This is a genomic window from Pacificibacter marinus (genome assembly GCF_900109555.1).
Classification (GTDB): domain Bacteria; phylum Pseudomonadota; class Alphaproteobacteria; order Rhodobacterales; family Rhodobacteraceae; genus Celeribacter; species Celeribacter marinus_C.
Genome location: NZ_FNZV01000008.1, coordinates 111429 through 125401, shown reverse-complemented (window position 1 = coordinate 125401; position 13973 = coordinate 111429). Strand labels below are relative to the sequence as shown.

The 13973-nt window shown below is 49.9% G+C and carries 13 protein-coding genes; 12 read left to right on the top strand and 1 reads right to left on the bottom strand.

Going from position 1 to position 13973, the window contains the following annotated elements; translation table 11 throughout:
• Positions 1-3 precede the first annotated feature (3 nt).
• The 5 genes from BM025_RS11585 (at position 4) to BM025_RS11565 (ending at position 6585) form a co-directional block, all read left to right on the top strand.
• Entirely contained in the window at positions 4-930 is a 927-nt protein-coding gene (locus BM025_RS11585; protein ID WP_085848073.1) for an NAD-dependent epimerase/dehydratase family protein, read from the top strand.
• Positions 927-1538 (top strand): sugar transferase, encoded by a 612-nt coding sequence (locus BM025_RS11580; protein WP_085848074.1) that lies wholly within the window; start codon positions 927-929, stop codon positions 1536-1538. Before BM025_RS11585 ends, BM025_RS11580 begins: the two co-directional genes overlap by 4 nt.
• A gap of 171 nt (positions 1539-1709) precedes the next feature.
• Positions 1710-3605 carry a polysaccharide biosynthesis protein gene (locus BM025_RS11575; RefSeq protein ID WP_085848075.1) on the top strand — a complete coding sequence of 632 codons (1896 nt, stop codon included), beginning with the start codon at positions 1710-1712 and terminating at the stop codon, positions 3603-3605.
• A 188-nt stretch (positions 3606-3793) separates the two neighbouring features.
• The gene (locus BM025_RS11570) at positions 3794-5881 is read left to right on the top strand and encodes a YjbH domain-containing protein (protein WP_085848076.1); all 2088 of its coding nucleotides are present in this window, start codon (positions 3794-3796) and stop codon (positions 5879-5881) included.
• The gene (locus BM025_RS11565) at positions 5878-6585 is read left to right on the top strand and encodes a YjbF family lipoprotein (RefSeq protein ID WP_170842182.1); all 708 of its coding nucleotides are present in this window, start codon (positions 5878-5880) and stop codon (positions 6583-6585) included. Before BM025_RS11570 ends, BM025_RS11565 begins: the two co-directional genes overlap by 4 nt.
• 129 nt (positions 6586-6714) lie before the next feature.
• Here the strand turns inward: BM025_RS11565 and BM025_RS11560 are convergent, their stop codons facing one another.
• Entirely contained in the window at positions 6715-6909 is a 195-nt protein-coding gene (locus tag BM025_RS11560; RefSeq protein WP_085848078.1) for a hypothetical protein, read from the bottom strand.
• Positions 6910-7208: 299 nt separating this feature from the next.
• Here BM025_RS11560 and BM025_RS11555 point away from each other — a divergent pair, with 299 nt between their 5' ends.
• The 7 genes from BM025_RS11555 (at position 7209) to BM025_RS11525 (ending at position 13971) form a co-directional block, all read left to right on the top strand.
• Entirely contained in the window at positions 7209-8399 is a 1191-nt protein-coding gene (locus BM025_RS11555) for an MFS transporter (protein WP_085848079.1), read from the top strand.
• 8 nt (positions 8400-8407) lie between these two features.
• On the top strand, positions 8408-9442 hold the full coding sequence (locus BM025_RS11550; RefSeq protein WP_085848080.1) for a glycosyltransferase family 4 protein: 1035 nt from the start codon (positions 8408-8410) through the stop codon (positions 9440-9442).
• On the top strand, positions 9439-10071 hold the full coding sequence (locus BM025_RS11545; RefSeq protein WP_090875350.1) for a glycosyltransferase family 29 protein: 633 nt from the start codon (positions 9439-9441) through the stop codon (positions 10069-10071). Before BM025_RS11550 ends, BM025_RS11545 begins: the two co-directional genes overlap by 4 nt.
• A gap of 82 nt (positions 10072-10153) precedes the next feature.
• On the top strand, positions 10154-11176 hold the full coding sequence (locus BM025_RS11540; RefSeq protein ID WP_085848081.1) for an aspartate-semialdehyde dehydrogenase: 1023 nt from the start codon (positions 10154-10156) through the stop codon (positions 11174-11176).
• Between the two features lie 208 nt (positions 11177-11384).
• Positions 11385-13025 carry a DUF4139 domain-containing protein gene (locus tag BM025_RS11535; RefSeq protein ID WP_085848082.1) on the top strand — a complete coding sequence of 547 codons (1641 nt, stop codon included), beginning with the start codon at positions 11385-11387 and terminating at the stop codon, positions 13023-13025.
• 363 nt (positions 13026-13388) lie between these two features.
• Positions 13389-13604 carry a hypothetical protein gene (locus BM025_RS18940; RefSeq protein ID WP_139204564.1) on the top strand — a complete coding sequence of 72 codons (216 nt, stop codon included), beginning with the start codon at positions 13389-13391 and terminating at the stop codon, positions 13602-13604.
• A gap of 64 nt (positions 13605-13668) precedes the next feature.
• Positions 13669-13971, top strand: a complete 303-nt coding sequence (locus BM025_RS11525; protein WP_085848084.1) for a hypothetical protein — start codon at positions 13669-13671, stop codon at positions 13969-13971.
• Positions 13972-13973 lie beyond the last annotated feature (2 nt).

Here is a 13973-nt window from a genome sequence, read left to right as displayed (position 1 = left end):
CCAATGTTAAATTCTCATAAAGCCCCTCACGCTGGCAATTCTTACCGGTACATCTTTTTAGGCGCATCTGGCCGAATTGGGCGTCTATTACGTGCCGTTTGGTCTTTGGGTGACGCGCGAAATTTGCAGGTGGATTGGCAGTTTCGGCACGAAATGCCTGAACTGAAAAATACACTTACTTGGCCTGATTTCTCAGTATTAGACCCTTTGCTGCGGCACACTGATTTGTTCGGTGACATTGATGGGTTCTTTGTCTTTCTGGGTGATGCGCAAAAGGCAAGTCAGACGAATGAAAGCGCACTGACCGCACATGTGACACTGGTTGAACAGGCGCTCAATGCTGCCGCTTCTATTGATGTGAGGCGGGTTATCGTTGCGTCTTCCTCTGCTGTTTATGGTGCAGGGCATGGTGTTCCTTTTCATGAATCTGATGTCCTTGAACCAGTCAATGCTTATGGTGTGGCCAAGTGTGAGATGGAAAAGGTATGTCGGGCTCGCGCCAATACACTTGGGATTGATCTATGCTTTTTACGTATAGGCAACGTAGCCGGCGCTGACGCTTTGCTTGGCTCCGCTGCGCTGTGGCAGCAAGGCGATGCGCCTGTCGTGTTGGATATATTTCCTGATGGGCAGGGGCCGCGCAGATCTTATATCGGCCCGCAAAGTTTGGCATTTGTGTTGTCAGGTTTGGCGCAGCAGTCAGGGCTACTTGCGGATGTGATTAATGTTGCAGCGCCTCAAAGTGTATCGATGAATGCCCTGCTGGATGCTGCGGGTATTGACTGGCAAGCGCGCTATGTTGCAGCGTCACCTTTACAAGACATTGCGCTGAATTGTAGCTTGCTTGAAGAATTAGTGCTGGTCACAAACGCTGACAGCGCGCCTTCGAACATCATCGGCCAGTGGCGTATTGCTTTGGGGGCGAGATGACGATTGAAAAACGATTATTTGATTTATGCCTTGCTCTGATCTTGATGTGCATTCTGGGCCCTATAATTTTAGGAATTTCTCTGCTCATTTTTCTCAAAGATGGAGGTCCGATTTTCTATTTATCAGAACGTATGAGGTCGCCAGATCAAGAGTTCTACTTGATAAAGTTTCGCACGATGAAGTCCGTGCAACACGACCGTGGCGTGTCGGGTGCAGATAAAGCGGATAGGATCACGCCGGTCGGACGCTTTTTGCGAAGAACGCGATTGGATGAGCTGCCACAATTGTGGAATGTTTTGTGCGGTGACATTTCTTTTGTGGGGCCGCGTCCACCGTTGCGCGAGTATGTGGAAAGGTTCCCTGACCTCTACGCGCAGGTTTTGGTTTCGCGGCCTGGCATTACAGGGTTGGCATCGGTGCGCTATCATCGGCACGAAGAAATGCTTTTGGCAGGATGCAGCACCTCACCCGAGACCGATGCGGTGTATGCACGCGCTTGTGTTCCACGCAAGGCGCGATTGGATTTGATCTATCAAAACCATCGTTCGCTTTGCTTTGATATGCGCATCATGCTTGAAACTATTTGGCCAAAATCACTTAAACTATAGATGAATACTTTGGGCTTTAAGCTCTCATGTTGAGGCGCAGTATTTAGCTTTTCAATCATGAAGCGTGCGCAAATGAAAGCTGCCTTAAACATATTTTTACGACTGATAGACAATACTGCGGTTAAGGAATTTACGTAGTATTGGTGAAGACTTGCAAAACGTTCAACAGATATGCTGACACAAGGTTTGACAACATTGCCACGCGGCTATGTGCGTAGCATCTTAATCGTATCTGATACGATCCTCATGATTTCTGCATTATTCGTGGCCTTCAAATTGCATGGCGACCTTGGTGTGTTTTTGACTCTTCCTATTGCTGTGGTTTTGGTGCCTTCAATGGTGGTTTTTGGGACTGTAATTCTGATGTTTTTTAAACTGCATCGGATCAAACTTGTTATGTTCAACTCGCGAGATGTGTCTAAAATTGCTCTTGCCTCATTTTGCCTTGGATGTCTTTTTTCTGTCACGACTGCATTTTTAGGTGTCGCGGGCTTCTTGGCAAAAGCCATTATATTTGGTGGCGTTTTCTTTTGTGGAAGTGTCTGGTTGCGGGCCACAGCAATCGCGGTTTTGTCGAAAATTCGCGATCGAATTCAACTGCGCCAACCTGTTGCAATTTTCGGTGCCGGTGCAGCAGGTATTCAATTAGCGTCAGCGCTACGTCAATCCCACGAAATGCGGCCCGTCTTTTTCTTGGATGACAACCTTCACTTACGTGGCATGGCGATTGGTGGAATCCCTGTTTTGGATAGTAAAACTATCGTAGAAAACCTTGCATATCATAAAATAGAAGTCGTTTTGGTTGCATTGCCAGAGAGTGCAAAAGCGCGCCGCGCCGCCATCATTGAACAACTAAAAGGCCTCGGTGTTGAAGTCCGTGTTTTGCCATCGTTTGAGGACCTACTCGTTGGGCGCGGCGACAAAGCGTTGTTTCGTACTGTCAGCCCCGATGAAATCCTTGGGCGTGATGCTGTGGATTTGGAAACGCCGGAAATCGCCCAAAGCTATGCTGGCCGCGTTGTGATGGTTACAGGGGCTGGTGGGTCAATCGGGTCTGAGCTGTGCCGACAAATTTTAGAGTGCAAACCTACAAAAATTGTATTGTTAGATCAAAGTGAATTCAACCTATATCAAATCGATCTTGAGCTCAAAAGCTTAGCCGAACAACGCAATGTTCAGGTGAAAAGCTTTTTGGGGTCCGTAACAGACTCCGTGCGTGTTCGGAAAATCCTTAACGAGCAAAATGTTGACATCATTTTTCATGCGGCGGCCTATAAGCACGTGCCAATTGTCGAAGGCAACGAATTAGAAGGTGCGCGCAACAATGTGCTCGGGACTAAAATTGTTGCTGATGCGGCTGCTGACGCCAAAATCGAGCGCTTCATTTTGGTTTCAACGGATAAAGCCGTGCGCCCTACAAATATTATGGGGGCGACGAAACGTATGGCTGAGCTGGTTGTCCAAGATATACAGTCACGCAAGCCAGACACCGTATTTTCCATGGTGCGTTTTGGAAACGTCCTTGGCTCGTCAGGGTCGGTTTTGCCTTTGTTTCAAAAGCAAATTGACGCGGGTGGCCCCGTCACGGTCACACACCCTGAAGTGTCGCGGTTCTTCATGACCATTTCAGAGGCGACGCGCCTTGTGTTGCTGGCTGGTGCATATGCGCAAGGGGGGGATGTTTTCGTTCTTGATATGGGGCAGCCGCAAAAAATAATGGAAATCGCCCATCGTTTAATCGAGTTGTCAGGTCGCACTGTTAAAACAGCGTGTTTCGAAGATGGCGATATCGAGATTATCGTGACAGGTTTGCGTCCTGGCGAAAAATTATACGAAGAACTTTTGCTGGATCATGGCAATTTATGCGCCACTGCTAATTCTAAAATTATGCGCGCAGAAGAAGCAATGTTGAGTGAGGTTGAGGTGGCGGGCATGTTACGCGATCTGAGGATTGCGGTGAGCACGGCCAACGCTGCGTATGTGCGTAAAGTGGTGCGCGAACGCGTTGATGGTTATCACGACCCCCGCATATCAAACGACATGATGATGCGTGAAGTTGCGACTTAGAGCGCAACGCATTGGTCCTTTGATGCTGTGGCCGGCTTGCGGCTGAAAAGACACGCCTGAAAATTGATTTGGGGCTTAATTGACCCTGTTTGGCGCTCATTGAAAAATCGAGTGGGCCGCTGGGTATTCTTTGTTATGATGCCTCGAAGCTAAAAACGGGTGAGATAGTGTTCTTTAAGCATAAAATTATGACAACCAGCTTTGCTCTTGCGGGGGCATGCTTTGCAACTTCGGGTGCCACGCAAGACTTGAACACCACTCGACTCAATGCGATGGGGCGCCCAGGGCTTGTTGAGATGCCAACGGCAGAAGTTGCTCCAGATGGACAGCTGGCATTGAGTTACACAAATTTTGGCAACGTTAATCGGACCACGTTGACGTTCCAAATGGCACCTCGTCTATCTGGTAGTTTTCGTTACACTGGCATCAAAGGTTTCGGTGACGATTCTGAAACCTATTGGGGGCGCTCTTTTGATATTAGCTATCTGCTTCTGAACGAAGGGACATATCGGCCTGCCGTGGCTATCGGTTTACAAGATTTCATGGGTACAGATGTATTCGGTGGTGAGTACATTGTTGCAACCAAATCTCTCGGTGACAAACTGCGCGTGACGGGTGGTTTAGGCTGGGGGCGGCTTGGCAGTTACCAGCCTCTCGGTGTGTCATTCGGAAGTCGCGATGATATCGAAGATAAAACAAGCGGCACACCGAATTTTGATCAGTGGTTTCGCGGCGATGTTGCTGCCTTTGGTGGCCTGACATATCAAGTCAACGACAAGCTGACTGTTCTTGCTGAATATTCTTCTGATGCGTACACCGCCGAAGAAGAAAGCGGCGTATTTATGCACAAGTCGCCTTTCAACATTGGCTTGGATTATAAGTTGGGCCAAAATACCTCTCTCACAGCGTTCTTTTTACACGGAGATGAAGTTGGTCTGAAGATTTCAACGGGATTGAATCCCAAATCGCCAAAGGTTTCAGGTGGACTTGAATCTGCACCGCTTCCTGTTCGTCCCCGTCCGAGTCGCGCATCCGATCCCATTGGTTGGTCTGGTGAATGGGTGACTGAGGTGGGTGATCCCAGTGGTATTCGGTCTGCACTCGGCCAAGCGATGGCAGCTGAAGGTTTGGTATTGGAAGCCATGTCATTGACCGCTACGCGCGCCGAGGTTCAGTTTCGCAACACGCGGTATGGCGCTCACGCGCAGGCGATTGGGCGTCTGGCGCGAATGATGACGCGGTCTTTCCCGCCATCCGTTGAAACCTTTGTGTTGACTGAAGTACTTGATGGCGTTCCTGTTCATTCCACCGTGTTGCCGCGCTCCAAATTGGAAGCCTATGAATTCGAACCTGCCCGCAAAATGTTGGAGGCTGCAAGCTTTGTTGACCCGTTGACTTTGGATCGGGATCCAATGGTTGCGGTTGAAACTGTGTATCCGCAAAAATTGTGGTCCGTGGCACCGTATGCTGCTGTTTCTATCTTTGATCCGAAAAGTTCTGTGCAATTGGACTACGGTATTCGCGGGCAAATTAGTTATGAAGTCGCGCCAGGATTTTCTTTTGATGCAGCGGCATCTTACCGGATATCAGACGATATTTCTGATGGGGGCGATGATATAAGCGATTCGAACTTACCAGCTGTACGTACAAGCCTGCCCGACTATGATAATCGGCTTTCAGTCGAAAAATTGACCGCGAATTGGTACAACCGACCCGCCGAAAACTTGTTTGGTCGTGTGACGGTTGGGTATCTTGAAGCTATGTATGGTGGTGTTTCTGGGGAATTGCTTTGGAAAAAACCAAATAGCTCTTTCGCTTTGGGCGCAGAAGTGAATTACGTCGTACAACGCGACTTTGAAGATACGTTTGACTTTCAGGACTATGACACTGTGACTGGGCACGTGTCGGCCTATTACGCATTTGATGGTGGGTTTCATGGACGTCTTGACGTTGGGCGCTATCTTGCTGGCGATTGGGGGACGACGCTGTCTGTTGATCGAGAGTTCAACAATGGCTGGCGTGTCGGGGCCTATGCGACTCTGACTGATGTGCCGTTTGATGACTTTGGTGACGGATCTTTCGATAAGGGGATTCGCATTACAGTGCCCTCTGCTTGGTTCGCAGGTACCCCAACCACTGAGAGAAATGATTTTGTCATTCAATCTTTGACCCGTGATGGCGGCGCGCGGCTGAATGTAGACGGGCGTCTGTACGATCGCGTGCGTGGTATGCAAGGGGCGGACGTCCAGCAGCAATGGGGGCGTTTCTGGCGATGAGTATTTCATTTAAAGGCGTTGCCACACTCGGTGCTGTGTGCGCTCTTGCTATGTCTCTGGCTGCTTGCGGAAACGACAAACAGGCGAGCCGAGGGACCGATACTGTCAAAGAATTGGCTCAGCTTGCCAAGTCGCGCCTGACGGGCAAGAAAGGCGCCACTGCGGCAGCGCCAGACCCATTGGCCGTGATTGAGAGCACCATGGCAGCTATTCCTGACGTGCCGTTGCAATTCATTTTGCTGGAAAAGAACGGTGGCTTTGCGGTTTCGGCCATCTACGGTCAAAACGGCCAAAACGTGACTTGGATTTCATCTGACAGCAAATCTACGACGCTCAGTTCAGGTGTTTTGACGGCCACACGGGGTTTTGGCGGCGATTTAATGTCTGTCGAAGATGGGGGTGCTGCACGACTTATAGCATCTCGCCAGGCCGGATCAGTTGAAAAAAACTATAGATTTTTAAATGGCGAAGACCAAACAGAACGTCTGGTGGTGCGCTGCGAGATCGCTCTTGGCGGTGTGGATCAAGTGAGCTCAGGCGAAATTTCTGTCTCGGCACAAGTCGTGACTGAGCGTTGTCAGCTCAATGAGACATTTGATTTTTCAAATACCTATTGGATCGACAGCAGCAGTCGTATGGTTCAGTCCATTCAATGGGCTGGTATAAGCATTGGCAATATCGTGTTTCGCCGACTGCGCTACTAAGCATTTTTTGTGAAATATCTAATGTATGGCCCACCAGTGAGTGGGCCTTTTACATGTCGAGTGACTATAAAAAAACGGCGCCCCTTGGGACGCCGTTTTAGAACTTCTCAGGCGTGAGCCCGAAATCGATTAGTCGTTAGACAAAGCAACTGCAAGTGCTACTGCACCGAGCAAAAGCAATGCTGTGCTGCCGCCGAGTGAAGAAGAAGAACCTTCTTCAACTACAACTGGAACAGCCACAACTTCTGGCTCAGAGTAACCGCCAGCAAAAGAAGCTGACACGGAAGCTGCAACGATAGTTGCTGCAAGGATAACTTTTTTCATAACCAAATCTCCATCAAGAGGTATTCACTCGGCTACTGCGCCAAGATCAAGAAAGATGTGGCACATTATTTTGCACATATAAACCCTAAATTTATTATCCATATGCGGAGGGGGGGGCAAGTAGTGTCCCATAGAGCACAATTTGGGCGGTTTGACGCCATCTGATGGCTAAGTTGATGTAAATTCCCAAAAAACTGCAGCCCCAAGGTGCTCCTTGCAATCCCCTCTTTGGGGCGATTCTATGTGGACAGATGATTTGATTTCAGGCAATCGAACTTGGAATACATAAGGAGCGCACCATGGGGAGCAGCCTATTTTGGCTTATCATTGCATATAGCCTGAGCCAATTTTATAGAGCGTGTCTTGCGGTGTTTGCACCGGTTCTTAAAGCCGACATCGGTTTGAACGCAGATCAAGTGTCTGTCGCTTTGGGGTTGTGGTTCTTGACCTTTGCGGCAATGCAGATTCCTGTGGGTTGGCTTTTGGACAACGGATCACCGCGAAAGATGGCCACAATACTCTTGGTGCTGGGCGGCGGTGGCGGAGCATTGGTATTTGCATCTGCACAAGGCCCTTGGGGTATCTATGCTGCGATGATGTTGATCGGTATCGGCTGTTCCCCTGTTTTGATGACGTCCTTTTATATTTTTGCCCGCAGCGCGCCGTCTCACAAGTTCGGTACATTGGCCGGGCTCGTCGTGGGTTTGGGAACTTTAGGAAACCTTGCTGCAAGTGTGCCGCTGTCATTGGCAATGTCGTTGATTGGGTGGCGTAGCGTGTGCGTGGTGTTGGCTGTGGTAACAGGGCTTGTTGCGCTTGCATTGTATAAATTTGTGCAAGACCCACCCGCGCTTGACCCATCTTCGAAAATATCTGGCGGTGGATTGCGCGATCTTGCGAAAATTTGGCCTCTGTATCCTATTTTGATCATGGCTGCAGTTGCCTATGCCCCTTCGGCGGGATTGCGGGGCAGTTGGGCCGGGGGCTATCTATCGGATGTCTACGGGTTGGATGTTGACGGCATTGGTCGCGTGACTTTTGTTATGGCTTTATCAATGATCGCAGGGGCGCTGGCTTTTGGTCCTGTGGAGCGTATTATTCGCAGCCGTAAGGTTATTGTCTTAGGTGGTACATTGATTGCATTGGTGTTTTTGGTTTTACTTTGGATTGGAGCCGGAACGCAGAGCATTTTATTGACCACTGTTTTGCTCGTGGGCATTGGCTTTTTCGGCTCAGCTTATGGTCAAATTATGAACCATGGCCGCACATTGCTGCCTGTGCATCTGACAGGTCGCGGCGTGACATTAATCAATTTGTTTTCCATCGGTGGCGTTGGCGTATTTCAATTCGCAACAGCGCGGGCTTTTGCCTATACATCAGGTCCAGACGCTACATCCGCCGCGCCTTATGCGACCGTTTTCGGATTCTTTTCGGTCGTTTTGGCTTTGGGCTGTTTGGTGTATGCCTTTAGTCGAGAACAAAAAGGGTAACGCAAATTATGAAACAGCGCCTGAGTGATATTCTGGTCATCGCCCCTAACTTTAAACGCAGATTGTCTGGCGTGACGGCGACCATTGTGCGGCTTGTCCCTGTGCAATCTAAAAGCATTCCCATTGTGGCGACAGGGGCAGGACTGCCCGCGCATGTGCCCTATATTCCAGTGTGGCGGTTGCCGTTTTTGAAGCGTAAGCGCCGTGTGTGGCATGCCCGACGTAACACTGAAATGCTGGTAGGGCTGGTGTTGAAACACATCTTTCGCCAGCCGCTGAAGCTTTTGTTTACATCTGCGTCGCAGCGCAAACATTCAGGCTACACGAAGTGGTTGATCGGCCAAATGGATGGAATCGTAGCGACGTCTGCCAAAACGGCAACTTATCTTGAGCGACCTTGCGATGTCATTTTGCATGGTATCGATTTGACTGATTTCACCCCGATAGACACGGAATCTCGCTCTGCTTTGCGCCATAAACTGAATCTGCCGGACGCTAAAATCATCGGTTGTTTTGGTCGCATTCGCGCACAAAAAGGTACAGATTTGTTCATTGATGCATTCATCCAGATGGCCAAAACGGATGCTGATTTGGTTGCTGTTGTGCTCGGGCGTGCATTGCCCAAGGATCAAGAGTTTCTTGCTGGTTTGAAAACTAAAATCGCTCAAAATAATTTGAGTGATCGTGTTGTGTTTCCTGATGAAGTCCCTGTCGATCAGATTGCGGATTGGTACCGGGTGCTTGATCTTTATGTAGCCCCACAGCGCTGGGAAGGCTTTGGTCTGACGCCGCTTGAAGCAATGGCCTGCGGCGTGCCAGTCGTGGCGACAGATGTGGGCGCGTTTTCGGAAATTATCAGTACAAAAGCTGGTGAAATCGTGCCGATTGGCGAGGTCGCGCCGATGGTGCGAGCTGCACAACGCCTGTTGAGCGCAGATCAATCCGGCCTGTCCGAAGCTGCACGTGCTCACGTGGAAGCACAGTTTTCGCTTGAGCGCGAAGCAAATGCACTCATCGATATTTATCATAGGCTGTTGGCGTGACGGTGCTGCGTGCCTGTCGTTTCCGTCTTGCCGCATGGCAAAATGACGATGCTGTGTTGGGGCTTGGCGCTGCATCATTGGCGGAGTTGGCAGGCGAGGTTGCGGGCAAACGTGTTGCCCTTGTTGGAAATGCGCGCGCCTTGGCTGAGGTGACGCAGGGCAGCCAAATAGATGCGTGTGATGTTGTGATCCGCATCAATCGCGCACCAATGCCGAGCATTGAAAGTCACGGGGCGCGGACCGATTGGCTTGCGCTTGCCTCGTCTGTGTCGTCGGACGCATTCAATGCATTGGGGGCCAAGCGTTTGATTTGGATGTCTCACAAGCGCAAGCGTTTGAAATATTGGATGGCGCAGACATCTGGCTTCGTCTTGTTTCCCAAGGCGCGATACGAAGACTTGAAAGCACAACTTGGTGCGCAACCCACGACAGGCGCGATGCTTGTTGATTTCTTAAGTACAACGGATGCCGCGGAAATCCATTTGTTTGGTTTTGACTTTTTTTCCAGTCTCTCGCTGTCGGGCCGACGCGATGCTACAGATGTGCCGCATGATTTCTCTAGCGAGAGCGACTTTGTGCATGCAGTGATCAAAACAGACCCTAGGGTTGCGCTTCACCCTATGGAATAGGGTGCATCAAGGATTCTGCCTTTACAAATCCGCACAAATTGCTATCTCCAACTGCTGTCATTGGACATAAGGAGTGCCCCTCATGGGTTATAAAATCGTCGTCGTAGGCGCCACAGGCAATGTGGGTCGCGAAATGCTGAACATTCTGGATGAACGCCAGTTCCCTGTAGACGAGATTGCGGTGCTTGCATCACGCAAATCTCTCGGCACCGAAGTTTCTTTCGGCGATAAAACCCTGAAGACCAAAGATCTTGCGACGTTTGATTTCGCGGGTTGGGACATGGCACTCTTTGCTGTCGGTTCTGAGGCAACTAAAGAATTCGCGCCCAAAGCGGCGAAAGCTGGCTGTGTCGTGATCGATAACTCGTCTTTGTACCGCTACGACCCTGAAATTCCATTGATTGTGCCTGAGGTAAACCCAGACGCGATCATGATGTATTCTAACAAAAATATCATCGCCAACCCTAACTGTTCGACCGCTCAAATGGTTGTTGCGTTGAAGCCGATCCATGATCGCGCCAAAATCAAACGCGTTGTTGTGTCCACGTACCAATCTGTGTCTGGCTCTGGCAAAGACGCAATTGATGAGTTGTGGGACCAGACCAAAGGCATGTACGTTCCAGGTCAGGAAAAACCAGCCAAGGTGTACCCAAAGCAGATTGCGTTTAACGTGATCCCGCACATCGATGTGTTCTTGGATTCTGGTGACACCAAAGAAGAATGGAAGATGATCGTTGAGACGAAAAAGATCATCGATCCGTCCATCAAAGTCACAGCGACCTGTGTGCGTGTTCCTGTGTTTGTTGGCCACTCTGAGTCGATCAATATTGAGACCGAAGAGTTTTTGGATGAAGACGAAGCGCGCGATATCTTGCGCGAATCCCCAGGTATTTTGGTGATCGATAAACGCGAAGACGGTGGCTATGTCACGCCTGTTGAATGTGTCGGTGATTACGCGACATTCATTTCACGTATCCGCCAAGACGTCACAGTTGAGAATGGTCTGAACATGTGGTGTGTGTCCGACAACCTGCGTAAAGGCGCTGCATTGAACGCAGTTCAGATCGCTGAGTTGCTTGGCCGTCGTGTGCTGAAAAAAGGCTAATCGCGATGCGCGGGTGATGAAATTCTTAACAAAGGGGCGCTTATGGCGCCCTTTTTTGTTTCAGCTGTAACAAGTGCCTCGAAAACGCATAGGCGAGAATGTGTCTAAGAATCGGCAATCAACCGCCTTTTCGGGCATCAGAACAATCTCGTGTCTTGCGATCAACCTCACGACATAGAACACTTCCTTCAACCAGTCGGAGGAAGACATGATCCCCAAATTTATATCAATGACATTCGCCATTTCAGCGGCCACTGCACTTGTGCCCTGCGCAGTTCTGGCCGACAGTTTTGAAGCACACAGCACGATCACTGCTGCCACTTTGTACCCAAATGGCGCACATGTAACGCGCCAAGCGACGGTGCCTGTTCCCGCGGGCAAGCATCAAATCACGTTTTTTGATATCCCTGTGACGCATGAAACCGCAGCGGTGCAGGGACTACAAGCACGGGTGACACAAGCAACGCTTGGTCCTGTGACGATCGTGAATGAGGTTGCGAACGAAACAGACGGTATGCGGTCTCCCGAGGCTCAAAAAGCCTATGAAAAGGTCGACGCGCTTGAGGCGCAGTTGAAATCGGAAGAGCGCGCTGTTTTGGCAATCGAACTGGAAGCCCGCGCTGCCGAAGATTCGTTGAAATTCATCAATGGTTTGACAGCACCGGATGGTGCCGCCGCCGCTGATATCTTAGCGCTTGCTTTGACCATTCGCGAACAATCCTTGCAGGCTCGTCTGGCAATGCAAGACGCGACAGCCCGTGCTGAGGAGGCGCGTGATGGCTTGAAAGGCCTCATACAAGAGCTCGCTGATGCCAAAGCCGCGCTGAAAAAGATCACGTCAAACACACCGATGCGTGCGCGGATTACGCTTGAGGTTGATCTCGCTCAGGCTGCAGATGTGGATGTGACGTTTGACTATGACACCGCTGCTGCCTCTTGGCGCCCGACCTATAAGGCGCATGTGGACACAGTCGAAAATACCGTGACACTTGATCGGTCAATGTTGGCGACCCAAGCCACCGGTGAGCCTTGGATTGATGTGGATTTAAGCTTTTCAACGGAGCGGCCATCGCGCCGGACTGAGCCAAGTATTGTTCCTGAATACCTGCGCTGGATCGGTGATCCCATTGCGCAAAAGCAGGCGCGCGGCGTTCTTTTATCTGATGCAGGATCCATGGAAACCAGTTCTATGGTTGCGATGGAAATGGATGTTGCGCAAGAGCAGTCCTATGGTTTGAGCTTGACCTATGAATATGGATCACCTGCGACATTGTATTCGGCGGTTGATGGCGCGACTGAATTTGCGCTCGCTCGTGTATCTTTGGAGCCTGAACTTTCTGTACGTGCAGTGCCATTGTATGACCAAACGGGGTATCTTGTGGCCGAGGTTACCAATGACAGTGGTGCAATTTTGCTGCCCGGTGATATGCAATTGTTTCGTGATGGCGCTTTGATTGGTCAAAGCTATTTTGAGATGCAACCAAACGGATCTGAGTTTGAAATGGCGTTCGGAGCGATTGATGGCATCAAAGTTTCGCGTGTTGTTTTAGATCGCAATGAGGGGGATCGCGGATTTATTTCCAAATCCAATGAAAGTACATCTAGCGTTCGGATTGATGTTGAGAACCTGACAAGCCGTTCATGGCCTATTGAGGTGGTGGACCGCGTTTCTGTATCTGAACAAACAGACCTTACGATTGAGTGGAGCGCTGATCCGATGCCGTCCGAACAGACTGCCGATGATCGTCGCGGTGTGCTGACATGGAACTTTGATCTGCCTGCGGGTGAGACAAAAAGCATTACATTGGATGAAAACCTGCGCTGGCCCGAGGGAAAATTCTTGCGGTAATCCCAGATTATAGTGAGGCATTAAACAACAATTTTCGGCGGTGCTCTGTTGTGGAGCATCGCCGATTCGCGTTTTTAGATGAGCATTTCTAGCACGCCGCAGGCCTGCCATATTGCTGCCCCTTACGCGCCATATCTCTGAATCAATTTTTACCATGATCGTGCAGATATACTGAATTTTAACTTTCGGATTAATCCGCTTTAAGTCATTGCTTTAACTTCAATAAATGAACTTTTTTTTGTGAACCCTACCAATTTTTGGCCAGTATTTAAAATTCTATTCAACCATCTGTACGTGTTTTTGCGCGTTTGTGGTCCCATGTCTTCAAGGGTTCTGGGGGGCTCGGAACAAGAGGATGGAAACATGATCAACACAATGACAAGTACCAACCAGATCATCGATGCATTGGGCATAAGTGTCCGAGTGTGGGATGTCAGTTTTGCCAAATTAATCACGCGCCCAGCGAACCATAATCTCACCCGTGCAGCACGCGAGACAAATGTGGTGCCCCTTGGCAGGGGGCACAGCACAGATGATTTTCGCCCAGATTTGGGAGCGCGTCTTGTGAGTGCCCCGTAGCGCCACATAGCACTGAGCGCAGGCCAATCATGCCGCGCAATACGAAATTATAAAGGAAATCGATATGATTGATTTTATCGCTAAAGCGCGTGCAAACCGTATTGCCGCTTTGACCGCATATACAAATGGATCGGCGATGTTTTTTCCCGAAGAGCAAAGTCTTGATCGGGACGATGCGGAAGAACGCTCTGCGCCACGTGCCCCCAAAGCAATGTTCGTGCGTTCTCAGTCAGGTCAAGCATCTGCAGCCATCAGCGCGCCGAGTATAGGCACGGTTGCAGTTGATTACGCTGCAACCGCTTTGCATGATGTTTTTGTTCTCACCGAAGACCTTGCAGTTTCCAAAAAGAGACAGCTGGCGGCGTAGGC